This is a genomic window from Clostridium lapidicellarium (assembly GCF_041224415.1).
Classification (GTDB): Bacteria; Bacillota; Clostridia; order Clostridiales; family Clostridiaceae; genus Clostridium_B; species Clostridium_B lapidicellarium.
Genome location: NZ_JBGFFE010000028.1, coordinates 1 through 23000 on the forward strand (window position 1 = coordinate 1; position 23000 = coordinate 23000).

General features: G+C 37.8%; 22 protein-coding genes, 1 pseudogene and 3 riboswitches. All 23 genes and pseudogenes read left to right on the forward strand.

The genetic code is table 11. The features are described 5' to 3' along the window. The first annotated feature begins 164 nt into the window (after window positions 1-164). The 23 genes and pseudogenes from AB8S09_RS13990 (at window position 165) to AB8S09_RS14100 (ending at window position 22994) form a co-directional block, all read left to right on the forward strand. The gene (locus tag AB8S09_RS13990) at window positions 165-473 is read left to right on the forward strand and encodes a PadR family transcriptional regulator (protein WP_294182324.1); all 309 of its coding nucleotides are present in this window, start codon (window positions 165-167) and stop codon (window positions 471-473) included. Continuing rightward, complete coding sequence (locus AB8S09_RS13995) at window positions 470-817, forward strand: DUF1048 domain-containing protein (RefSeq protein WP_369869341.1); 348 nt, start codon at window positions 470-472, stop codon at window positions 815-817. The genes AB8S09_RS13990 and AB8S09_RS13995 overlap by 4 nt, the downstream gene beginning before the upstream one ends. 9 nt (window positions 818-826) lie before the next feature. Beyond that, window positions 827-1213, forward strand: coding sequence for a DUF1048 domain-containing protein (locus AB8S09_RS14000; protein WP_294182326.1), 387 nt, complete (start codon window positions 827-829; stop codon window positions 1211-1213). After that, the gene (locus AB8S09_RS14005) at window positions 1192-1950 is read left to right on the forward strand and encodes an ABC transporter ATP-binding protein (protein WP_369869342.1); all 759 of its coding nucleotides are present in this window, start codon (window positions 1192-1194) and stop codon (window positions 1948-1950) included. Before AB8S09_RS14000 ends, AB8S09_RS14005 begins: the two co-directional genes overlap by 22 nt. Next, window positions 1951-2721, forward strand: a complete 771-nt coding sequence (locus AB8S09_RS14010) for an ABC transporter permease (protein ID WP_369869343.1) — start codon at window positions 1951-1953, stop codon at window positions 2719-2721. It begins immediately after the preceding gene. Between the two features lie 520 nt (window positions 2722-3241). Next, entirely contained in the window at window positions 3242-3433 is a 192-nt protein-coding gene (locus AB8S09_RS14015; protein WP_369869344.1) for a hypothetical protein, read from the forward strand. A gap of 217 nt (window positions 3434-3650) precedes the next feature. Further along, window positions 3651-5033, forward strand: a complete 1383-nt coding sequence (locus AB8S09_RS14020; RefSeq protein ID WP_294182330.1) for a radical SAM/SPASM domain-containing protein — start codon at window positions 3651-3653, stop codon at window positions 5031-5033. A gap of 129 nt (window positions 5034-5162) precedes the next feature. Then, complete coding sequence (locus tag AB8S09_RS14025) at window positions 5163-5780, forward strand: TetR/AcrR family transcriptional regulator (protein ID WP_369869345.1); 618 nt, start codon at window positions 5163-5165, stop codon at window positions 5778-5780. 72 nt (window positions 5781-5852) lie between these two features. Then, a pseudogene (locus AB8S09_RS14030) lies at window positions 5853-6770 on the forward strand (PEP-utilizing enzyme); the annotation flags it as partial. A gap of 234 nt (window positions 6771-7004) precedes the next feature. Beyond that, window positions 7005-7472 (forward strand): HAD family hydrolase, encoded by a 468-nt coding sequence (locus tag AB8S09_RS14035; RefSeq protein WP_294182332.1) that lies wholly within the window; start codon window positions 7005-7007, stop codon window positions 7470-7472. Window positions 7473-7525: 53 nt separating this feature from the next. Beyond that, window positions 7526-7596: riboswitch (Fluoride riboswitch) on the forward strand. A 47-nt stretch (window positions 7597-7643) separates the two neighbouring features. Beyond that, window positions 7644-7937: a hypothetical protein gene (locus tag AB8S09_RS14040; protein WP_294182333.1), complete on the forward strand. Its 294-nt coding sequence runs from the start codon at window positions 7644-7646 to the stop codon at window positions 7935-7937. After that, the gene (locus AB8S09_RS14045; RefSeq protein ID WP_369869346.1) at window positions 7906-8964 is read left to right on the forward strand and encodes a MutS-related protein; all 1059 of its coding nucleotides are present in this window, start codon (window positions 7906-7908) and stop codon (window positions 8962-8964) included. The genes AB8S09_RS14040 and AB8S09_RS14045 overlap by 32 nt, the downstream gene beginning before the upstream one ends. Window positions 8965-9013: 49 nt before the next feature. Further along, window positions 9014-9193, forward strand: a complete 180-nt coding sequence (locus AB8S09_RS14050) for a hypothetical protein (RefSeq protein WP_294182335.1) — start codon at window positions 9014-9016, stop codon at window positions 9191-9193. A 40-nt stretch (window positions 9194-9233) separates the two neighbouring features. Beyond that, on the forward strand, window positions 9234-10493 hold the full coding sequence (locus AB8S09_RS14055) for a MutS-related protein (protein ID WP_502064936.1): 1260 nt from the start codon (window positions 9234-9236) through the stop codon (window positions 10491-10493). 219 nt (window positions 10494-10712) lie between these two features. Further along, the gene (locus AB8S09_RS14060; protein WP_294182359.1) at window positions 10713-12677 is read left to right on the forward strand and encodes an HAD-IC family P-type ATPase; all 1965 of its coding nucleotides are present in this window, start codon (window positions 10713-10715) and stop codon (window positions 12675-12677) included. A 150-nt stretch (window positions 12678-12827) separates the two neighbouring features. After that, a riboswitch (Fluoride riboswitch) is annotated at window positions 12828-12889 on the forward strand. Window positions 12890-12917: 28 nt separating this feature from the next. Then, a riboswitch (Fluoride riboswitch) is annotated at window positions 12918-12979 on the forward strand. A 48-nt stretch (window positions 12980-13027) separates the two neighbouring features. Continuing rightward, a complete protein-coding gene (locus AB8S09_RS14065; protein ID WP_369869348.1) occupies window positions 13028-14185 on the forward strand; it encodes a cation:proton antiporter in 1158 nt (385 codons plus the stop codon). 397 nt (window positions 14186-14582) lie between these two features. After that, window positions 14583-14660 (forward strand): K(+)-transporting ATPase subunit F, encoded by a 78-nt coding sequence (gene kdpF, locus AB8S09_RS14070; RefSeq protein ID WP_369869358.1) that lies wholly within the window; start codon window positions 14583-14585, stop codon window positions 14658-14660. Between the two features lie 23 nt (window positions 14661-14683). After that, the gene (kdpA, locus tag AB8S09_RS14075) at window positions 14684-16357 is read left to right on the forward strand and encodes a potassium-transporting ATPase subunit KdpA (RefSeq protein WP_369869349.1); all 1674 of its coding nucleotides are present in this window, start codon (window positions 14684-14686) and stop codon (window positions 16355-16357) included. Window positions 16358-16380: 23 nt separating this feature from the next. Continuing rightward, the gene (gene kdpB, locus AB8S09_RS14080; protein ID WP_369869350.1) at window positions 16381-18438 is read left to right on the forward strand and encodes a potassium-transporting ATPase subunit KdpB; all 2058 of its coding nucleotides are present in this window, start codon (window positions 16381-16383) and stop codon (window positions 18436-18438) included. A 23-nt stretch (window positions 18439-18461) separates the two neighbouring features. Next, window positions 18462-19085: a K(+)-transporting ATPase subunit C gene (locus AB8S09_RS14085; RefSeq protein ID WP_369869351.1), complete on the forward strand. Its 624-nt coding sequence runs from the start codon at window positions 18462-18464 to the stop codon at window positions 19083-19085. A 44-nt stretch (window positions 19086-19129) separates the two neighbouring features. After that, window positions 19130-19504: a hypothetical protein gene (locus tag AB8S09_RS14090; RefSeq protein WP_369869353.1), complete on the forward strand. Its 375-nt coding sequence runs from the start codon at window positions 19130-19132 to the stop codon at window positions 19502-19504. Window positions 19505-19569: 65 nt separating this feature from the next. Further along, a complete protein-coding gene (locus AB8S09_RS14095; RefSeq protein WP_369869354.1) occupies window positions 19570-22278 on the forward strand; it encodes an ATP-binding protein in 2709 nt (902 codons plus the stop codon). Between the two features lie 17 nt (window positions 22279-22295). After that, on the forward strand, window positions 22296-22994 hold the full coding sequence (locus AB8S09_RS14100) for a response regulator (RefSeq protein WP_294182343.1): 699 nt from the start codon (window positions 22296-22298) through the stop codon (window positions 22992-22994). Window positions 22995-23000: the final 6 nt, after the last annotated feature.

The window sequence follows — 23000 nt, forward strand, 5'->3', positions numbered from 1 at the left end:
TCCATTTCTCATCTTAAATAACCCTACAGTAATTTTACACTAAGACTTGCGATATCTTATTGACATGAGAGCTATTGCGTGTTACTATATAGCAGTAGTAAATAATACTTCATACAAGTCATACAAAATAGCAAGGGGTGATTGTGCTGGAAAACCTAACGGAAATGCTCAAAGGCGTGCTTGAAGGATGTGTCCTTGAAATAATAAGCCGCAGAGAAACCTACGGCTACGAAATCACGCGGCGGCTGAACGCCCTCGGTTTCACAGATGTTGTGGATGGAACGGTGTACACCATTCTAATACGGCTTGAAAGAAACAAGTTGGTAGAGGTCACCAAAAAGCCCTCCGACATGGGGCCGCCGCGAAAGTTTTTCGTGCTCAACGATGCGGGGCGCGGGGAACTGCGGAAGTTCTGGGAAAAATGGAAGTTCGTAGAATCGAAAATCAATGAGTTAAAGGAGAAAGAGAAATGAATTTTTGGGAAAAAATCACAGGCAGCGACATGACTAAGGAAATGAAAACTTTTGAAGTGCGAGCCCAAAAACTGCCGGCAGATTATCAAACGGCATGGAAAAAAATTAAGACCAGCCTTTGGCCGCACTCGGATTTTACCGGCCGCAACCTGATGCCGATTCTTGACGGTGTGCTTGGCCTGCTCGAAGAATCGGCAGCGGACGGTGAAAGTATCCAGGAGGTTTTGGGTGGCGATATCAAAGGTTTCTGTTCAGCCCTGGCCGGTGAAGAAGGAGCAAAGTCTTATCGTGATAAATGGCGCCGGCAGCTCAACGATAATATTGCTAAAAAATTAGGTAGATAGGAGGGTGAAATGAGAATACAGGATATCATCAAAGGTAAAAAAGAGTGGCGGGCGCACGTGAAACGTGTCGAATCGCTCCCGCAAGATTATCAGATTGTCTATAGGGAGATTCAAAAATATCTCTTTAAGGTCGGTCCTGTTGAACTGACCGACGGCATAGGTTTACTTTCGGGGATTGTCGATCTTTTTGAAGAAGGTGCGGCCGTGGGGAAAGGTGTGCTCGATGTGACGGGAAGTGATGTAGCGGCTTTTTGCGACGATCTAATCAAAGGTTCGAAAACTTATGCTGACATCTACAAGGAATCTGTCGACCAAAAAATTGGCAGGGCTATGAAAAAGGCTGAGGATAAAACAAAGAAAGGGGGAATATCGAAATGGAAAAAGCAATCCAGGTGAGGAGACTTAAAAAATCGTACAAGAAACTTCACGTTCTGAGAGACGTGGATTTCGAGGTGGAAAAAGGCAGCATTTTCGCCTTGCTTGGCTCCAATGGTACAGGCAAGACTACGATTGTCAAAATTCTTACCACATTGCTGAAACCAGACAGTGGAATTGCTGTTGTCAACGGGTTTGATGTCATGGAGGAACCTGACAGGGTGAGGCAGTCCATCAGTCTCACCGGGCAGTTTGCCGCCGTGGACGGGATTTTGACCGGGCGGGAAAATTTGATTATGATCGCCAAACTGCGGCATCTCAAAAATCCTTATCAGGTGGCAGATTGTTTATTGAGCCGTTTCGATCTTATTGATGCAGCTCACCGCAGGGTTTTCACCTATTCGGGCGGCATGCGCCGCAGGCTCGATATTGCCATGAGCCTGATTGGAGAACCGCAGCTTATTTTTCTCGACGAGCCCACCACCGGCCTTGATCCCGAGGCGCGCATGAAGGTTTGGAAGATTGTCAAAGAGCTTGCAGAGGGCGGCACAACGGTGTTCCTGACTACCCAGTATTTGGAGGAAGCCGAGCAGCTTGCGGATCAAATAGCCATTTTACATGAAGGCAGGATTATCGTAAGTGGTACCCTTGAAGAACTTAAAAAGCTGTTTCCGCCCGCAAAGGTGGAGTACATTAAAAAACAGCCGAACCTGGAAGAAATATTCCTTGCAATCGTCAGCAAGAAGGGGGAAGAGTGAATGGAAATGACAAAGAGGTACTTTTTTAGCGATATAGGTGTGATGTTGGGACGTTCCATGCACCATATTACCCGCAGTATGGATACCATAATCACGGTTACAATCATGCCGATTGCGATGATGCTGTTGTTTGTCTATGTGTTCGGTGGTGCCATTCAAACCGGCACGGATAACTATGTGAATTACCTACTGCCAGGTATATTGCTGATTGCAATTGCAGCCAGTACTTCCTATACTGCTTATCGTCTGTTTATGGATATGCAGGAAGGTATCTTTGAACGGTTCCGTTCTATGCCTGTTGCACCTTCGGCAGCACTGTGGGGTCATGTACTGACATCTCTGGTATCCAATACTATCTCGGTTGTCGTCATCATTCTCACAGCGCTGATTATGGGATTTAACTCATCGGCAGGAATATTATCATGGCTGGCTGTGACCGGTATACTCGTTTTGTTTACACTGGCTTTGACATGGATTGCAGTAATTGCCGGATTGTCCGCAAAATCGGTGGACGGTGCGAGCACTTTTTCCTACCCGCTTGTCTTTCTCCCATTTATCAGCTCAGCTTTTGTACCAACCAGATCAATGCCGGGGGTTGTTCGTGCCTTTGCTGAAAACCAGCCGGTAACATCCATCGTTGATTCGATTCGCTCCCTGCTGGCAGGACAGCCTGTGGGAAACGATATTTGGGCTGCACTTGCATGGTGTCTTGGTATTCTTATTGCTGCATGTATTTTTGCAATACTGGTTTATAATCGGAAAGCAGCTTAATGTCCGCAGGTATTAAAATAATTGTGATCAACAAAAAAACAGTAATCCCATATTAACATTTAAATATATTGATTCGGAAAAGTAAAAGTGCTAAGATTATAATAAATAATGAATCACTACTAAAATAATGTTTAATTCTGTATGGTCATTAAAATCTATTATATTATGGGTTATTGTCGACAGTAAGATTAATTCTTTATATAGTTATATGGTAATATATTTAGGAAATATGGTTGAGGATCCTTCTCTTTTAAAAAGGAGGTGAAAGGCCGCAGTTAATAGCAATATTATATGTATATATAATAGTTGTTTTATTTATTTGAATTTATCTTATAAGTATTATATGCCATATGTATGGGTAAAAATAATAGAGAATCTGTGTATATGGCGAACTTCAGAAAGAAGGGAGGGTAAAAAACCATAAAAAAGGTAGTTAATGCGATATTGAAAATTCCAAACCTCCGGGATTTAAGCATATAAACTTTAGTATAAGGTACCTCAATAAGAGTTTTGTGCACCATTGCTTAAAAGATTGAGAGATTACCTGAAAGGAAAATACAGTATTACAGACATATATCTGTTTTTAAAGATGCCTGAAGGTAAAGAACTAAAAGGTATTTTGACAATAGAATATCGTATTATCAGTCAATTTCAGGATCTTCAATGCAGACTGCGTAGGGACTTTCAATATATTGAAAAAGTATCTGTTTAGGTCGAAGAAATCTGTACCAGCAGTAGTGGGGCTGGACACCCCAAGATATACCGGTGAAACTCAAGGCTGAGTTTTATTGGGAATCCGAAGCTCTCCATTTAAATGGAGATATAGTTCACTTTCCATTATTCATATTTAAATATAAAACGGGTATCAGATATATGGATATCAAATGTTTGTTACCAAACTTAATAAATATCTATGAGGAGGAATTTTCGTGAAAATAAGAGAGAATTTAGAAAAAGCTACTAAACAAGCTATTGTAAACAAGATTGTCAGTTACCTTGATAGGGATCCAGAAAAAAACATAGATAAAATTTTTGATGCTATTAAAATGCTGACTAAAGATGAATCTGCATTAGCCCAAATTAAATTTGTTGAGGATTATTATCATAATGATAAATATAAGCATGAATATATTCAGGATATTTTAAAAAATACAGATACTAAATGCCTGAAAAAATTTTTCTCGTGTTTTTTTGCAAATGCAAATTGGTTTGCGGGACCCAAGAGGAAAAAATATCTAGATGAAGAGGATACTAAGATACCATTTGTTATGCTTTTAAGCCCATCCATGAGGTGCTCGCTTCATTGCAAAGGGTGTTACGCTTCAAGTTTTGACAAGAAGGATGACATCCCGCCGGAAGAGGTCGACAGGATTATAGGAGAAGCAAGAGATCTTGGAATTTATTATATTATTATTTTAGGTGGAGAACCTTTCTTTAATGATTATCTTCTGGACATTTATGAGAAGTATAATGATGTAATGTTTACGCCATTTACCAGCGGACTTTTTCTTGACGAAAAAATTGCAGACAGACTTAAGAAAAGCGGCAATGTAATACCTATGCTTTCAGTTGAAGGTTTTGAAAAGGATACTGATGAGCGTAGAGGGAAGGGCACGTATAAGAAGGTATTGAAAGCTATGGATATACTCCATGAGAGAGGAATACTGTTCGGGGTGTCCTCAGCTGTTACGAGGACTAATATAAATACAGTGCTCAGTGATGAATTTACGGATATGTTAATTAGGAAAGGTTCTAAAATGAGCTGGTACTTTTTATTTATGCCTGTAAATGGGGACGATGAAGACTTTGACATGATGCTTACAGGAGAACAGAGAGATTATCTTGGAAAGAGAAACAGGGAAATAAGGGCTAATAAACCGTATTTTACTATAGATTTCTTTAATGATGCCCCATATGTTGGAGGATGCATTGCAGGTAAATACTTTTTCCATGTTAATTCGAAAGAGGATGTTGAACCGTGCATATTCTCACATTTTTCAACTGTTAACTTAAAAGGCAGGCATCTGATAGATGCATTCAGGGATCCATTCTTTAAGAAATTAAGATCTATGCAGCCCTATAATAAAAACATGTTGAGGCCATGCAGCATGATAGACAATACCAATGTTATAATAAATGTATGCAAGAAAGTAGGGGCTAAACCGGATGATACTGGAGCGGAAAAAATGCTTCATGACCCTAAATTTCATGAAAAGATAACTAAGTCATCTAAAGAATTTGCGCCATATGCTGAAAAAACCTGGAAGGAATTTTTTAAGGAAAGCGGCAATGACAAGTTCGCCAAAGGATAAAATGTAAAGAGAAAAGATGAAAAAACCAGCCTTTTAATAAGGTTGGTTTTTTTGTTATTGACCGAATCGGTTAATTGTGTTATTCTATTGCTGACCGGTTCGGTCAACAATATTTATAAGGTGGGTCAATTGATGAATTTTTCAGCTTTACATTTAGAAAAGCAGGATGTGATTGTCAATGCTGCTCTTACATGTTTTGGCGCTAACGGTTACAAAAAAGCCTCCATCAGTGATGTCGCTGACGCGGCTGGAGTTTCGAAAGCGCTGGTATTTCATTACTTTGGCACAAAAAAGGCTTTATATTTATACTTAATTGATTTGTGCACCCATACTATTATGGATGAAATTGATAGAAAGTTTGACAATACCGTTACTGATTTTTTCGATAGAATCAAGCTTACATCCAGTATCGAAATTTCGGTTATGAAGAAACACCCTGCCATCTTTTCCTTTTTAAACAGTGTGTATTTTGAAAATGATGATGAAGTCAAAACAGAGGTAAAAGATGCTCTTGCAAATGATGAAAGTGAGAATTTTAGAAATAAAATTGTTTTTGAGGGCATTGACACTTCAAAATTCAAAGACGACATCGATCCGAAGCTGATCATGAAAATACTTGATTTGATTACTGATGGATATTTGAGTAAGATACCTAAAATGGGAATTGATCTTGATACCCTATGTGAAGAATTTGATGAATATATAAATCTGTTTAAAAGGAATTTTTATAAGGAAAAATACCTGTAGTCGTATATCCGATTTACTCAATATACATAAAATGGAAGGAAGAATATGTATGGATTTATATGTAATTGATTTTCAAAAACCGGAGAAGAGCTGTTTGATTTTGTTATAGAGGATCTCAAGCTGTTAAAGAAGGCTATGTGTAATTCACAGGGCATGGCAGCAATTTATGTGGGGGTATATGTACTGAATTGGATTAACAGGAAAATGAAAAAGTGGTTGGGTGAAAAAAATACAGCAGACTCACTTTCAAAATCGATGGCCAACAATGTTACATCTGAAATGGGGCTGGCACTGCTGGATGTGGCAGATGTCGTCCGGCAATATCCGGCAGTGATGGAGTATTTTAAGCACACCGATAATGACACTTTTTTTGAGGATTTGAGAGGGCTGGAAGGCGGGAATGTTGTCAGCAAATCCATGCGGATGTATCTTGAAAAATACGGTATGCGCTGTTCTGGTGAAATCGACATCACCAGAACCCGCTTCAGTGAACAGCCCACAACTCTTATCCCAATGATTTTCAGCAATATCAAAAATTTTGAGCAGGATGCCCATAATACTAGATTGAAACAAGGTTTGTTGGAAGTGAGGCAAAAAAAGCAGGATCTCTTAAAACGTTTAAAACAGCTGCCTGGTGGAAGACAAAAGGCTAAAAAAACGGAGAGGATGATTGACCGCCTGCGCAATTTTACCAGCTATCTGGAATATCTGAAATATATTATGGTTGAACATTACTGGATTATCAAGCAGGCACTGATGGAAGAAGGTGATATTTTGGTGACTGCATTTACTGACCCCAGCTGGACACCTATTTTTATATCTATAAAGGGTCTAGTGACGGAAGTAGGCGGAATGATGACTCACGGTTCTGTAGTTGCCGGAGAGTATGGACTGCCTGCGGTTGTGGGTGTGGAAAATGCCACCAGAATAATTAAAGACGGACAGAGAATTAGGGTGAACGGAACGGAAGGATACGTGGAGATTCTATAAAATATCTTTTCCTGATATATAGCCCGCTTTTTCAACTGCCTCAATAAGTAATTCTATAGCTTCTTCGCTTGAGTTCGAATGAGTTGCAAGTTCTCTTTATCTCCCACTTTGAGAAGCTTGGGAGTATTAGCAATGGTAGCCTTCGGATAAAGCAAAAAATGAAAATATATTATGGTGAAATATTAGATTTAAAAGTAAAATTATAAGTATATCAATAGGAGAGGAGCATGTAATATGCTAAAAATAACAATACCGGGACAAAACGAGCTTTCTGTTAAAAATGCTGTTTTTGATTTTAATGGTACTCTTGCCACAGATGGAAAATTAAAATCATCTGTGAGAGAAATGTTAGTTGAAATCGAGAAATTTTTGGATATTTATATCTTATCCTCGGATACATATGGTTCAGTGCAGAATGAATGCAGGAATGTCGGTGCCAAAGTTCAAGTTTTAAAAGGCAGCGGCGGTATGAAAAAGAAAGAATTTGTGCGGCTGCTTGGTGCTGATGATACAATATGCATAGGTAATGGGAAAAATGATATTGGAATGTTTGAAATTTGTGCCCTGTCTATACTTGTAGTTGGTGAAGAAGGCTGTTCTGTTAAAACGTTATTAAAATCCGACATTGTTGTAAAAAACAGTGAGGATGCGTTAATGCTGCTGATGAATCCGAAAAGAATCACTGCTACCCTCAGAGAATAAAACTGACGGCATATTGATATTGAAATCTTGGACGGTATAATTTATAATATAATTTAAGTAAAGTAAATGAAGTTTTCCATGGCAAGAGCCTAAATGCTAAAAAACTGATGACTTCTATAAAATGAAGCTGTCAGCTTTTTTATATTCTTTTTTGAAAGGTGGAGTTGCAAAATGACCTTCACAAGTATTTTATTTCAGAAAAATGATGCAGCTGTTAATATGGAATCTCAGGAAGCTCCATCATATTTTAAAGATCTGAATCTTGATCAAATTATAGATACAATCACGTCTGGAATGCAGAAGTATAATATAAAATCATTTTTCCTTCAACCTCTGCGCAGTGAAGATACAATCAGTTATCACCAGGAAGTTATGCAAGATCTTGAAAATGAGACGCTGTTTAAAAAAATCAGAACATTTTCGGAGTATATTTATGATATTGCAATTGAAATGCAAAAAATCTGATAATTTTACAACTTTACAATCTGAAACGGAAGTGTTGAAAGCTGAATTGGCAACCGTCCATTATTGTATGCTAATTAAAGGTACAACTATCAAAGTCCAAAAATATGATGATGAACTGGCTCTTACCCCCAAAATTGAAAAAGTTTTTCAAAGATTTGCCTGCGGTGCTGCAAAATTTTATACCAAGGATGCTTCTGACAAATCTTATTCCGAGCATGTCGAGGCAGGTGTGTTGAATTTGGTAGCAAAGTTATATCCAAATATTTTCTTAGATTTAAGTAACTACTGCATAAAAAATATGAATTTTGTCAATCAAAAGATTTTTGTATTTTCCAGAGAAATTCAGTTTTATATTGCTTATTTGGAGTATATAAAGCATTTTAAAAGAGCAGAGCTTTCTTTCTGCTATCCGCATATGAGCTTGCGATGTAAAGAAGTTAATAGCATTAAAAGTTTTGATCTGGCTCTTGCTGATAAACTTATTGCACATAATCAGCCTGTTATCTGCAATGATTTTTATCTTAAAGATAGGGAACGTGTCATTGTGGTTTCAGGACCGAATCAAGGTGGAAAAACTACTTTTGCCCGTACTTTTGGCCAATTGCATTATTTTGGGAGTCTTGGCTGTCCTGTACCGGGTAAAGAGGCACAGCTTTTCCTGTTTGATAATATATATACGCATTTTGAAAGAGAAGAAAATATTCAAAATCTAAGCGGTAAACTGCAGGATGATCTCATACGGATGCATGATATTTTGGAACATGCGACAAAGGATAGTATTATCATTATAAACGAAATACTTTCCTCGACAACTCTGAAAGATGCAGTTGCTATTGGTGAAAAAATAATGGACAGCATTCTTCAGTTGGACTCTCTGTGCATATGGGTGACATTTCTAGATGAACTTGCTTCTTACAATAAAAAAATTGTAAGTATGATAAGTACGGTATTGCCTGAAGATCCGGCACGCCGAACCTATAAGATTGTCAGAGGCCCTGCAGATGGACTTGCGTATGCTATAATATAGCACAAAAATATCGACTTACCTATGATCTTTTAAAGGAGAGGGTAAAATCATGAAAGTACATTTGATGTATCAGGATCGTGACTTTGACTGCAAACAAAAATTAACGCCGCAGGATAAAATACTTGCACGGGATTTGGAACTTGATACCTTATTCAGTGTAATGGCTGGCGATGATGATCTAATATTGGATGTTGTAAAAAAAAGCTGTATTTATAAGCCTCAAAAATAAGGATGAAATTCTGTATCGTCAGGCTATTTTAAAAGATTGTATAAAAAATGCTGATGTTGTAAGGGAGTTTTTTAATATTGCAGTAGAGAGCGTTAAAAAGAAAAAGGAGTTTTGGTGGGAGACGTTCGGCTCATATACTCCTTCTTTAAACAGCTCCGTAAGTCTATTGCAGATGTTTTTTAAAATGTTAAAAAGGCTTCGTATTGTTATAGATGGCAATGCTTGTAAATTTGAGTCAAAGGGGTTTCTAGTTTTTTTTACAATGATACAGGAGGAACTGGATGACGAGTACTTTTATACGACAAAAACCTGCTTAAATGAATTGAAATTTAAAAATGGCATCCTAATTAGTGCCGAACTCGGGGAATACAATCAGGGGATACACTACGTGCTTTGCAAACAAAACAGAAAGCGCCAGTGGTGGAAATGGCATTTTGCACCAAGCATGACTATTGATCTTCGTGATGAGAGCGGCTGTGTTGATTTATCGAGAAGAAAAAATCTGGCAATTGGAATAATAGTAATAGCAAATATACTTTCACAATCTTGTGAGAATATTCTCAGCTTTTTTGTAACTCTGCAGTCAGAACTTGCCTTTTATGTAGGGTGCCTGAATTTATATGACAGCCTTTCTGAAAAGGGAGAACCTGTTTCTTTTCCTATACTCTATGGTTTGGGTCGCCGCAAGTATTCCGTCAATGGACTTTATGATGTCAGTCTTGCTCTAATTTTAGGGGAAAAAGTCATTGGTAATAATGTAAATGCAGAGTATAAAGATTTAATTATTGTTACAGGTGCCAATCAGGGAGGAAAATCTACCTTTTTACGAAGTGTTGGTCAGGCACAGCTCATGATGCAATGTGGTTTGTTTGTGGCAGCTAAATCCTTTAGCGCCGATATATGTGATGGCATTTTTACCGATTATAAAAAAGAAGAAGATGTCACTATGAAGAGTGGTAAGCTGGATGAAGAACTTTCAAGAATGAATGATATCGTAAGATTCATCCGGCCGAATTCTATGATTTTATTTAATGAATCATTTTCTGCTACCAATGAAAGGGAGGGATCGGAAATAGGCCGGCAGATTGTCAGCGCCCTTCTGGAAAAAAAGATCAAAGTGTTTTTTGTAAGCCATCTATATGATTTCTCACACAGCTTTTATGAGAAAAAAATGGATAATGCTATTTTTCTGCGTGCTGAGAGACAGGCAAATGGTCATCGAACTTTTCAGTTGAGCGAAGGTGAGCCGTTGCCGACAAGTTTTGGTGAAGATCTGTATAATAAAATATTTGCGCCTTAACAGTTTATATCCTAAATTGAATATTTTACAATGACTCTAACAAGTGTTACACTAAATACTAAAATATTGTAATAGAATATCAAAGTGATGAAGCTCGCTTTAATTGCTTAAAAAAAGCTGATGGGTAGATCCATCGGCTTTTTTGATGGCTTGTAAAAGATGGCAATCTGAGACAGAGGGAGGGAAATTTTAATGGCTTGAAGTAAAGATACGGCTGGTATCGAAAATTCATATAAGGGAAGTGGATTAAGTAATTCCGATGTTCAAGCAAAGCGAAAGCAATACGGCTATAATGAAATTCCGGAAAAACGTGCAAAGAATGCTATCGGTTATCTGCATCAGCAGCTGCAGATCAATGTTCGAACCTTGAGAAATGGAATGTGGAAGATACTGCCATCCATGGAGCTTGTTCCAGGAGATATTGTACATGTCAGAATTGGAGATATTGTACCGGCGGATATGGAAATTGTAAGTGGTACTGTGAGCACTGATGAGTCTGCACTGACTGGAGAATCGATTGATGTAACCAAACAGGCTGGTGAAACGATTTTTTCTGCTTCCACCATCAGTCATGGTGAGGCAATTGCAAGTGTAACTGCAATTGGAACGAAGAGTTCCTATGGTAAAACTGCAGAACTGGTTCGGACTGCTGAAGCTCTAGGACGGCTTCAGGTACTGCTGTTTAACATTGTCCGATATCTTGCATATCTGGATATTGTCCTTGCCGTTATCCTTGTGATAACTGCATTGATTCATGGAACTTCTTGGCAAGAGCTGCTGCCGTTTCTGGTGATTTTGTTTATTGCTACTATCCCAATTTCGATGCCTGCCAGCTTTACTGTGGCAAATTCACTGGAAGAGCAGAATTTGGCTAAAGAGCATGTACTGATAACAGGATTGACTGGAATTCAGGAAGCTGCTAGTGTAAATGTACTACTCGTGGATAAAACAGGGACATTGACAAATAATCGCCCTGAAATTGATAAGCTGGTTTCGTTTGGACAAATGAAAGATGATGAGTTGCTGGAACTGGCAGCTGCCGCAAGCGATGATACGTCAAATGATTCCATAAGTACTGCAGTACTCGGGGTTTTGAGAAGACAAAATTTGTCTGTTCCGAAAAGAACGTCCTTTATTGCGTTCGACCCGGTCCAGAAAATATCAAGGGCTCAGATTGACGATGATGGAAGTCAATTGGATGTGGCTCTTGAATCACCTGAGGTTATTACTAAAATTGCAGCAGTGCCGGATCAGTTTATGGAACAAGTTGAATTGTTGAGTTCAAAAGGTTCCAGGGTTCTAGCAGTTGCTTCCGGAGAGAGTGGAAAACTGGTCTGCCACGGTCTTATTGCCTTAGCTGATTCACTGAGGGATGATGCTAAAGAATCAATTGCAAAAATCAAAGGTTTAGGTATACGCATTATCATGATAACGGGTGACACCATAGGAACTGCCAAGGCGGTTGCCGAGCAGGTGGTAATTGGCAGCCGAATTGGAACATTGGAGGATGCCTTGTCAAATCCCCTGGATTTCGATGGATTTGCCAATGTATATCCGGAGGACAAGTACAAGATCGTTCAAGCCATGCAAAAATTGGGAATGGTTGTTGGAATGACCGGCGATGGAATTAACGATGCTCCGGCTCTGAAACAGGCAGATGTTGGCATCGCAGTGAGCACAGCAACAGACGTGGCAAAATCGTCGGCCAAAGTTGTTTTAACCGAGCCGCATTTGTCTGATATTGCCAGGGTAATTGACGGAGGACACCGTGTTTATCGGCGAATGATGACATGGACTATTACAAAGTTGGCTCGTACAGCTGAGTTGGTTGCACTTCTGACCTTTGGATTTATCTTTACTGGATTTTTCCCGGTTTCGTTGAGCCTGATTGTGTTTATTATCGTGATGAACGATATGGTTACTCTGACGTTGGGTACTGACAAAGCATGGCCGACTGCAGTTCCCGAAACGTGGAATATGCCTCGGTTGGCCAAGATATCTGCTATTTTTACAATAGGCTGGCTGGCTCTTGGATTGGGGATTCTCTGGTTTTACTTCAAATTCCAGAATTTAAATGCAGCACAAATCAGCTCTCTAATGTTCCTGTCTATCTATCATAATATTGTTCGTCATCACGATTTTTGCCATGCTGATTTTAGATGCCCTAAAAATATGGTACTATAAAGTGACGGGCATTTTGGGAACTGAACGTCATTCATAAGCGAATTGTTGCAATTGAAAAGTAATTTGTAAGCAAGGACGTAGAAAATATGGAATAACAAATATTTTTTACTTTACACATATCTTAAATTATGATAATATATTATCATAATTTAAGATTTAGGTAATGAAGTTTGCCTTTAAATATCTTTGTGATTAATGACTTCTGCTTATTGTAGGTGGAAGTTTTTTTATGCTTATTTTTAGGTAAAAGACGATGGAGTTCGTCTCAAATGCACATTTATGCTAATGACTCCTATAATTTACAGGTACTAAATTACTATTTTAAATATATTTATAGGAGGATTAGAAAAATGTGGCTTCTATTTTCAAAATGGATTGTACTATCTATAATTGCAGGTATCATAGCATATTACTCCGGTATTTCAATATCTCTAGTTGAGATATTGGTGGGTATTGCAGCAGGCAACGTTATGAATTTAACTACGAACCAATGGATTGATTTTCTTGCAGGTGCAGGGAGTATTATTCTCACGTTTCAAGCTGGAGCAGAAATAGATCATGATATATTAAAATCAAATTTGAAGCAGAGTTTATTTATAGGAATATTGTCTTTTGCGGCACCTTTTGTATTATGCTTTTTAGGGTCTTATTATATTTTGGGATGGACTTTGAATTCTTCGGAAATTTGTGGAATAGCGCTTTCAACTACTTCAGTTGCTGTAGTTTATTCAGTAATGCTTGAGACGGGTCTGGACAAAAAAGAATTGGGACAAAAAATTTTAGCTGCTTGCTTTGTTACAGATTTGGGTACTGTTTTGGCTCTTGGACTTATATTTGCCAACTTTAACAAATGGCTTCTCTTTTTTATAGTACTGATGATTGCAATTACACCTTTCTTAGATAAAATCACCACTAAATTCAATGATAAGTTTGGCGGTAAAACATATCAGCTGGAAGTAAAATATATATTCCTGATTTTATTTTTGTGTGGTGGTATAGCTACAATGGCCAATGTAGAGGCGGTACTGCCTGCATATATAATAGGTCTGGCGCTTTCCCCGTTTTTCAAGAAACAGAAATATTTGAATGATAAACTTATGGCAATAACTTTTAGCTTGTTTATACCTTTTTATTTTTTGAAAGCCGGAAGCAATGTTTCATATCATGTTATAAATTATGCATGGATAGTACTTGCCTTTCTGGCAGTGAAAATCATTACCAAATATGTAGGTATAAGACCTCTTACCGTATTGTATGGATATAAAAGAAAAGATGGAATATATACTACTTTGCTTATGGCAACAGGATTGACTTTTGGATCAATATCTGCCCTGTTTGGTCTTAATCATGGTTTTATAAATACAATACAATATTCTATTATAGTGACAACGGTAATTTTAAGTGCTGTTGTACCAACCTTGATAGCCCAAAAATTTTTTAATCCTCTAATCAGTGAAGATATGATGGATGCGGGGAATCAAAAAACAAAAAATGAGGAGGTTGAATAAATATATAAGGATATATGGAAAGTGAAGAAAATTAAACTGATTTTAAATAAATTAAGGGACAGAAAACAGTGTTAATATATTTAAATATTAATGCTGTTTTTATTTTACACCTTAAGACAGAAACTGTTGTTTAAAAAGGTGTTTTTTTGCTCTGTAATTAATTTTCGTGTAAAATGGCAAATTATATTTATATAAGCATTATATTATTGCCTATGATCTTAACACAAACTTTATACTCGTGATGATAACATTGAAAATATGAATTGGAGGAGGAATGGAATGTGCTGGATTTTTTATTTATTGCCGTGATTTTGGCAGTATTTTTATCATTGAGATATTTTGTGAACTGGTGCGAAAAGCAAATCAGTAAAAAATAATTTTGAGTGGAGGACTGCTTATGATTTTATTGGGTATTTTGATTATTTTATTGTTTATATATTTATTTTACGCTTTGTTCAATCCTGAAAAATTTTAATTTAAGGGAGGTTCTAAATAATTATGGGAATACTGGAAATTGTGATTGTACTTGCTATTTTTGTATTATTGTGTATTCCAGCAGGAAAATATGTTTATAAAGTGGCAGAACATAAAAAGACTTTTTTAGATCCTGTATTTGATAGAGTTGATAATTTTATTTACAGGATTGTAGGGATAACAAAGGAGGAAATGAGCTGGAAGCAGTATATACTTGCTCTGCTTATGTGCAATGTTGTTCCCGCTGTAATAGCTTATATAATTTTGAGACTGCAGTTTATTCATGTATTGAATCCCAATCATATAAATGGCATGGAGCCCGGACTTACTTTCAATACTGTAATAAGTTTTTTAACCAATACAAACCTTCAGGATTATAGTGGAGAGTCGGGTCTTTCCTATTTCAGCCAGATGGTTGTTATTACATTTTTCATGTTTATCTCTGCGGCTACAGGGTTCTCTGCAGCACTGGCGTTTGTACGTGGGATCACAGGAAAGAAGAAAACACCCGGAAATTTTTATGTGGATTTTGTGAGAATTATAACCAGAATACTTCTGCCTGTGTGTATTGTAGTGTCTATATTTTATATTCAGCAGGGTGTTCCTCAGACATTTTCACCTACCAAAACTGTGACTACTATTGAAGGCAAGCTGCAGGATATTTCCATGGGCCCTGTAGCAAGTCTGGAATCTATAAAACTCTTTGGAACCAATGGAGGTGGATTTTTTGGAGCCAACTCAGCTCATCCTTTTGAAAATCCCACGCCGCTTACCAATATTGTACAGATGCTTTCAATGCTGCTTTTCCCTGGAGCAATTGTCGTATACTTTGGATACATGGTTAAAAAGAAAAAACAGGCCATCTCCATATTTTCAGCTATGGGAATACTGCTTGTTGCCGGCATAGCAGTGTGTTATGCATGTGAAAAGGCAGGTAATCCGACTCTTTCACAAATCGGACTCAATCAGCTTATGGGAAACATGGAAGGCAAGGAAGTTAGATTCGGCATACCAATGTCGTCGCTTTTTACTACAATCACCACGGCGGCAACAACTGGAGCTGTAAACAACATGCACGATTCCCTGACGCCGTTAGGTGGCCTGATGCCACTTTTAAATATGATGTTGAATGTGGTGTTCGGAGGAGATGGTGTAGGTTTCATGAATATGATTATGTATGCTATACTCGCTGTTTTTCTCTGCGGGCTTATGGTTGGAAGAACTCCGGAATATCTGTCAAAGAAAATTGAAGGCAGGGAGATTAAATTAGTTGCACTTGCCATAATCATACATCCATTTTTGATACTGATGTTTTCAGCTTTGGCGCTGGTATTGCCGCAGGGTGTAGCGGGCATATCAAATCCGGGATTTCACGGACTTACACAGATAGTGTACCAATTTGCAAGTTCTGCAGCCAATAATGGCTCCGGATTTGAAGGACTTGCGGACAACACTCTGTTCTGGAATACCACGACAGGTATAGTAATGCTGTTTGGGAGATATCTTTCAATGATAATTTTGCTTGCAGTAGCAGGGTCTTTAGCTGCGAAAAAATCAGTACCTGTTAGTGAGGGGACATTCAGGACGGATAATGCAGTATTTACTTTTACATTGATATTTATTGTCTTGATAATCGGTGCACTTACATTTTTCCCGGCATTGTCACTGGGACCTATTGCAGAACAGCTCACGCTGTAGATATCGGAAGGAGTGATTTGATTATGAAAAATAGTAAATCCAAGTTCGTTACCAAAACCATATTAAAAGATTCCATTGTTGAATCTTTTAAAAAATTGAACCCGAAGTATATGTTCAAAAACCCTGTTATGTTCGTAGTTGAGATTGGTTTTTTCGTATCTTTGATAAGTACAATTTTTCCAAGTATATTTGGAGATAAAGGAAGTAACTTGAGAATTTATGATTTTATAGTAGCTGTGATTTTGCTTATAACTCTTTTGTTTGCAAATTTTGCTGAATCCATAGCTGAAGGTAGAGGGAAGGCGCAGGCTGAAACCTTGAAGAAAACCCGCAGGGATACAAAAGCGAAGCTTTTGGATTCTAATGGAAATACAAAAATAATAAATGCAGGAGAACTTAAAAAAGGTGACAGGGTTTTGGTGGAAAAGGGAGATATAATACCCAATGACGGAGAAGTTGTAGATGGAATAGCTTCTGTTGATGAATCTGCAATTACCGGTGAATCAGCCCCTATTGTAAAAGAAGCCGGAGGAGATTTTGCATCGGTAACAGGAGGTACTAAAATTGTAAGCGACTGGTTAAAAGTAAGGATAACAGCAGTTCCGGGAGAGTCATTTCTTGATAAAATGATAGGCCTTGTAGAAGGAGCTTCAAGGCAGAAGACACCGAATGAAATTGCCCTTAATACTGTTCTTGTAAGCCTTACACTTATTTTTCTCATAGTTCTTGTGGCACTTTATCCTATGGCATCTTATACGGGGGCAAGTATCTCGATATCCACACTTGTGGCACTGCTTGTTTGTCTTATACCTACTACGATTGGAGGACTTTTATCTGCCATTGGGATAGCTGGTATGGATAGGGTTACCAGGTTCAATGTGATAGCAATGTCGGGAAAAGCGGTTGAATCCTGCGGAGATGTGGATACCATGATACTGGATAAAACCGGGACCATAACATTTGGAAACAGGTTGGCTGCGGAATTTGTGCCGGTGAAGGGCGCGGATAAAAGGGAGCTTATAGATTACTCCGTTGTATGTTCTTTGAAAGACGATACTCCGGAGGGAAAATCCACAGTGGAACTTGGGTATAAACTGGGTTCCGGAGTGGAAAAAAATAAGTACGATGATGTGCATTTTGAAGAATTTACGGCTCAGACAAGGATGAGTGGAGTTGATTTGAGTAACGGTACTTCTGTAAGGAAAGGTGCCTACGATGCCATAGTGGAGAGAGTGAAGAAATTAAATGGAAATATACCGCCTGATTTGGAACAGATAGTAAATAAAGTGGCAAGTATGGGAGGTACGCCTCTTGTGTTGTGTGTGGGCAATAGGATATACGGAGTCATTTACCTTAAAGACACGGTTAAGCCGGGACTTGTCGATAGATTTAGAAGACTGCGTGAAATTGGAATCAAGACCATAATGTGTACGGGAGATAATCCGCTTACTGCAGCAACTATTGCCAAAGAAGCCGGGGTAGATGGATTTATTGCCGAGTGTAAACCTGAAGATAAGATAGATGCGATAGAAAAAGAACAGTCGGAGGGAAGGATTGTAGCCATGACAGGTGATGGGACAAATGATGCACCTGCACTGGCGCAGGCTGATGTGGGGCTCGCAATGAACAGCGGAACTACTGCTGCAAAAGAAGCTGCAAATATGGTTGATTTGGATTCTGATCCCACAAAAATACTTGAAGTGGTTGAAATAGGGAAACAGCTTTTAATAACTAGGGGAGCACTGACTACTTTTAGTATTGCCAATGATGTAGCTAAGTATTTTGCCATAATACCTGCCATATTTATGGCTGCTATACCCAAAATGCAGGTTATGAATATTATGAGGCTGTCAACACCTTATAGTGCAATATTGTCGGCACTGATATTCAATGCAATAATAATCCCTCTGCTTATACCTGTTGCCATGAAAGGTGTGAAATATAAGCCAATGAAGTCAGAGACCCTGTTTTTGAGGAATATGTTTATTTTTGGACTCGGTGGGATAATTGCGCCTTTTGTAGGTATAAAAATTATTGATATGCTCATAACTCCATTAGTTAGAATTCTCAGTTTAAATTAGATTTTATGAAAGGATGGTTTAAAATGAAAAGTTTTCAAAAAGCCCTTCGGATAACCATTGTGATGATGATAATTTGTGGAATTGTCTATCCCCTTTTTATAACGGCAGTGGGTCAGATCTTCTTTCACAGGCAGGCAAATGGCAGCATTGTAACTTTAAATGGCAGAGAAGCTGGTTCAGAACTTATAGGCCAAAATTTTACCGACCCCAGATTCTTTAAGGGCAGAGTTTCATATGTAAATTACAATACCTATACGGAAAAAGATAAAATACCGGGTAAAAATGGAAAAACAGCATATTCTGGAGTATCATCTGGATCTCAGAATCTGGCACCTTCCAACAAGGCACTGAAGGAAAGAGTTCAAAAAGATATAAATGATTTTTTGAAATCACATCCTGGAGTGAGAAGAGAAGATATACCTACAGATCTTCTTACAAGCTCAGGTTCCGGGCTTGATCCGGACATAAGTCCTCAAGCTGCTGAGGTACAGATACCTGCGGTATCAAAAGCAACCGGTATAGATCAAAACAGGTTACGACAAATAGTTAAAAAGTACACTAAAGGTGATACTTCCGTAAGCTTAGGTGAGCCCAGGGTAAATGTACTTAAAGTAAATCTTGAGATAACTTCAATTCTAAACAAATAAAGACTATGTTTAATAGATTGTGGAAAAGATGGGTGATGGTTATCATGAAGAAAACAGTCATCGTGCTGCTATTTATAGTTGCGGCTGGCTGTATATTGATTTTTTCTAATAGAGGGTATTATGAAAATAACTACACTGGAAAATATGAATGTCCTAAAAATAATGTGCTGCTTATATTGTCTGGAAATAATAATTGTACCTTGATAAACACTTTATCCAGAGGTGCGGTATATATTGAAGGGAAATACACCGTAGATAATAATAATATCAGATTAACTCTAAATGAAGGCAGTTCGGGTTCATATAGAAAAATGTATTTTAAAGGTAAGATTAAAGGACACAGTATTGAACTGTATAATTTTTATGGTGACGGCAATGCTGTATTTTATCTCAAAAATAAGGTTGTATTATTCAAGTAAAACGCTAGTGGTATAATTGGATGTACGGGTAAGGATTAATTTTTAGATAATAGGAGTTGTTTTTTATGAATCAATATAAAGGTCCAGATCCTGACTATCTTTTAAAAGAAGTTCAAAAAGATCAAATTGAAAATAAACGTGGAAATTTAAAAATATTTTTTGGCTATGCCGCAGGAGTTGGAAAAACTTATTCCATGCTCAGGGAGGCACAGGAATTAAAGCAGCTTAAAAAAGATGTGGTAATAGGATATATAGAATCTCATGGGAGAAAAGAAACCATGAATTTGACGGAGGGGATTGAAAGTATAGCTCCCAGTATAATTGACTATAGAGGCATAGTTTTGAGGGAGCTGGATCTTGACAGGGTTCTTTTAAGAAAACCTGATATAGTACTTGTGGATGAACTGGCACATACCAATGCAAAGGGCAAGAGGAACAGGAAAAGGTGGCAGGATGTATATGAGCTTCTTGATGCGGGAATTGACGTATATACCACATTGAACGTGCAGCATATTGAAAGCTTGAATGATGTAGTGGAGAGTATAACACATGTGACCGAGAGGGAAACTGTTCCGGACAAGGTATTTGACAATGCAGATAAAGTGGAAATAATAGACATAGAACCAGATGAACTTTTAAAGCGGTTCAGAGATGGGAAAATATATGCCAGGGAACAGGTGAGAAGGGCCTTCGACAATTTCTTTACTAAAAATAATCTGTATGCCCTGAGGGAAATTGCACTTAGAAAGACTGCCGACAGGGTAAATTACGAGGTGGAAATCGACAGACTTTCAAGAGGCCAGGTTACTGTGGTGCCAACGTCAGATCAGATAATGGCATGTATAAGTTCTTCACCTTCTTCTGCGAGGGTTATACGTACTGCTGCCAGGATGGCGGAAGTCTACCATTCAAAATGGATAGTACTCTATGTAAAAACTCCCCAAAATCGAAAAAATGATAAAAATGATGTAAAAAGGTTGAATTCCTATTTTAATTTAGCAGAACAATTAGGTGGAGAGGTAGCTACAATATATGGAGATGATGTTTCCGACCAGATAATAGAATATGCCAAATTCAGGAATATAACCAAGATAATAATAGGAAAGAATAATAAAAATACCAGCAGGCTGTTCCATTTTTATGCAAAGGATGTAGTTGATAAACTTATGGATTCAAATTCCTATATTGATGTCTATGTTATACCCAATGCTCTGTATGAGGAAAAGAAAAAGAAAACTTTTTTAAAATTAAATTTCAGAGTTAATCTGTCACTGGGAGAAATTCTAAGAGCTTCCTTGATTATGGTGATTATGACTTTTATTGCCCTGTTTTGTGAATACATTGGATTTTCCGAATCCAATGTATTTATGATTTTGATTTTGGGTGTTATAATTATCTATATCAAAACTAAGGGGTATTTTCTGGGGATAATATCTTCATTGGCGGGAGTTGCCATATTCAATTATCTCTTTATAAAACCGAAGTATTCATTCCAATTTTATGATAGAAACTATCTGGTTACTTTTGTTATGATGCTTATCATGGCATTTACCATTGGCAATCTTACCAACAGAATTCAAAAAAATGCCCGTGATTCGAATGTCAGGGAAAAAAGAACTCAGACGCTCTACAGAATTAGCAGCAAGCTGCTTAGTGCAGTTGGAAATTCAGATGTGGTTTCTATAGGGATAAAGTATATTTCAAGGCTTATTGACAGGACTGTCATATGCTATCTGTCTAAAGATGAAAAATTATCCACCCCTTTTGTCTATAAGAATGATAATGGAAAATATAAATTTCCTTTTCCAGATAAAAATGAAAATGCTGCAGCTTATTGGAGCTTTTTAAAGGGAAGGGAATCTGGTGCAGGTACGGATACATTCTATGGGGCAAAGGGATATTATATACCTATAAAAATTGATAAAAAAATATTGGGAGTCATAGGAGTATCCTGCTCTGAAGGATTTCTCGAACCGGATCAAAAATTCATAATTGAAACTGTTATGAGTCAAATGGCCATTGCACTTGACAGGGAGATCCTTGTAAGTCAGCAGGAAGCCTCGAAGACAGCTATCGACAGGGAGAGATTGAGGAGCAGTCTTTTGAGATCCATCTCCCATGATCTTAGAAGTCCTCTGGCCGGAATTAAAGGTACTATAAGTACGATTTTAGAAGATGGTGAATCCATACCTGAAAATGTCAAACAGAGCCTCTTGAAGGGAGTTTACGATGATACAGAATGGCTTATAAGGCTGGTGGAAAATTTGCTCAGCATGACTAGATTTGATGAGGGCAATGTGAGAATAGACAAAAATATGGAACTGGTGGAGGAAGTTCTTACGGAATCAGCCCAGAGAAGTTCCAAGTATTTTAGAGATCATGAAATAAAAATAGATGCCCCTGAGGAAATGATAATGGCTCCTATGGATGGAAGTTTAATTGAACAGGTACTTATAAATTTGATAGACAATGCTGCAAAATTTTCCCCAAAGGGATCTCTTATACAGGTTAAAGCTTATGGAAAGGACAATGATGTATTTTTTGAAGTTATTGATGATGGCATAGGTATAGATGATAAGATATTACCTTATATATTTGACAGGTTCTTTACGAATGGGAGCAAAATATCTGATTCCAGGAGAGGAGTAGGTTTAGGGCTTGCGATATGTAAATCCATTGTGGAAGCCCACGGCGGGAAAATTGCTGCCTTCAACAGGAAGAATGGAGGCAGTATCTTTAGGTTCAATATTCCCGGCAAAAAGGTAATAGATTAAAGGAAGGAGAATGACAGTTGGATAGTAGACCATATATTTTAGTAGTTGAAGATGATAAGATCATAAGGAGATTTATAACTGCGGCACTGTCAGCTCAAAATTATAAGTATATTGAAACAGATAAGGGAAATGAAGCCATTGCACTTTCTATGTCAAATAACCCTGATCTTATAATACTTGATCTGGGTCTTCCTGATATTGACGGAGTTGAGGTTATATCTAAAATAAGAGAGTGGTCTAAAATCCCCATTATAATTGTTTCTGCCAGGGGGAATGAAAGGCAGAAAGTTGAAGCCCTGGATAAAGGGGCAGATGATTATCTGACTAAACCTTTTGGAATAGGGGAACTGCTTGCTAGAATTCGTGTTTCATTGAGGCACAGCAATATGAACAGTTCCCATGAGAAAAAGATAAAACAATTTAGAGTCAAGGATCTGTTTATTGATTTTGAAAAGAGGAAAGTGGTTGTAGATGGGGAAAATATACATTTAACTCCTACGGAATTCAAGATCATGGAGCTCTTATGCAGATATTCAGGCAAGGTGCTGACTCATAATTTTATTATAAATGAGATCTGGGGTTCCGTTGTGGGAAATGAAACACAATCTTTAAGGGTGTTCATGGCGAATTTAAGAAGAAAATTGGAAAAAGATCCCACACGGCCTGAATATATATATACGGAAGTTGGAGTAGGTTATAGACTCGTTGATCAGTAAAAATGT

Excerpts from the sequence above, each read along its gene's own strand:
- AB8S09_RS13990 (WP_294182324.1), top strand. The coding sequence starts at position 165 with ATGCTCAAAGGCGTGCTTGAAGGATGTGTCCTTGAAATAATAAGCCGC.
- AB8S09_RS13995 (WP_369869341.1), top strand. The coding sequence starts at position 470 with ATGAATTTTTGGGAAAAAATCACAGGCAGCGACATGACTAAGGAAATG.
- AB8S09_RS14000 (WP_294182326.1), top strand. The coding sequence starts at position 827 with ATGAGAATACAGGATATCATCAAAGGTAAAAAAGAGTGGCGGGCGCAC.
- AB8S09_RS14005 (WP_369869342.1), top strand. The coding sequence starts at position 1,192 with ATGGAAAAAGCAATCCAGGTGAGGAGACTTAAAAAATCGTACAAGAAA.
- AB8S09_RS14010 (WP_369869343.1), top strand. The coding sequence starts at position 1,951 with ATGGAAATGACAAAGAGGTACTTTTTTAGCGATATAGGTGTGATGTTG.
- AB8S09_RS14035 (WP_294182332.1), top strand. The coding sequence starts at position 7,005 with ATGCTAAAAATAACAATACCGGGACAAAACGAGCTTTCTGTTAAAAAT.
- AB8S09_RS14040 (WP_294182333.1), top strand. The coding sequence starts at position 7,644 with ATGACCTTCACAAGTATTTTATTTCAGAAAAATGATGCAGCTGTTAAT.
- AB8S09_RS14045 (WP_369869346.1), top strand. The coding sequence starts at position 7,906 with ATGATATTGCAATTGAAATGCAAAAAATCTGATAATTTTACAACTTTA.
- AB8S09_RS14050 (WP_294182335.1), top strand. The coding sequence starts at position 9,014 with ATGAAAGTACATTTGATGTATCAGGATCGTGACTTTGACTGCAAACAA.
- AB8S09_RS14065 (WP_369869348.1), top strand. The coding sequence starts at position 13,028 with ATGTGGCTTCTATTTTCAAAATGGATTGTACTATCTATAATTGCAGGT.
- kdpF (WP_369869358.1), top strand. The coding sequence starts at position 14,583 with ATGATTTTATTGGGTATTTTGATTATTTTATTGTTTATATATTTATTT.
- kdpA (WP_369869349.1), top strand. The coding sequence starts at position 14,684 with ATGGGAATACTGGAAATTGTGATTGTACTTGCTATTTTTGTATTATTG.
- kdpB (WP_369869350.1), top strand. The coding sequence starts at position 16,381 with ATGAAAAATAGTAAATCCAAGTTCGTTACCAAAACCATATTAAAAGAT.
- AB8S09_RS14085 (WP_369869351.1), top strand. The coding sequence starts at position 18,462 with ATGAAAAGTTTTCAAAAAGCCCTTCGGATAACCATTGTGATGATGATA.
- AB8S09_RS14090 (WP_369869353.1), top strand. The coding sequence starts at position 19,130 with ATGAAGAAAACAGTCATCGTGCTGCTATTTATAGTTGCGGCTGGCTGT.
- AB8S09_RS14095 (WP_369869354.1), top strand. The coding sequence starts at position 19,570 with ATGAATCAATATAAAGGTCCAGATCCTGACTATCTTTTAAAAGAAGTT.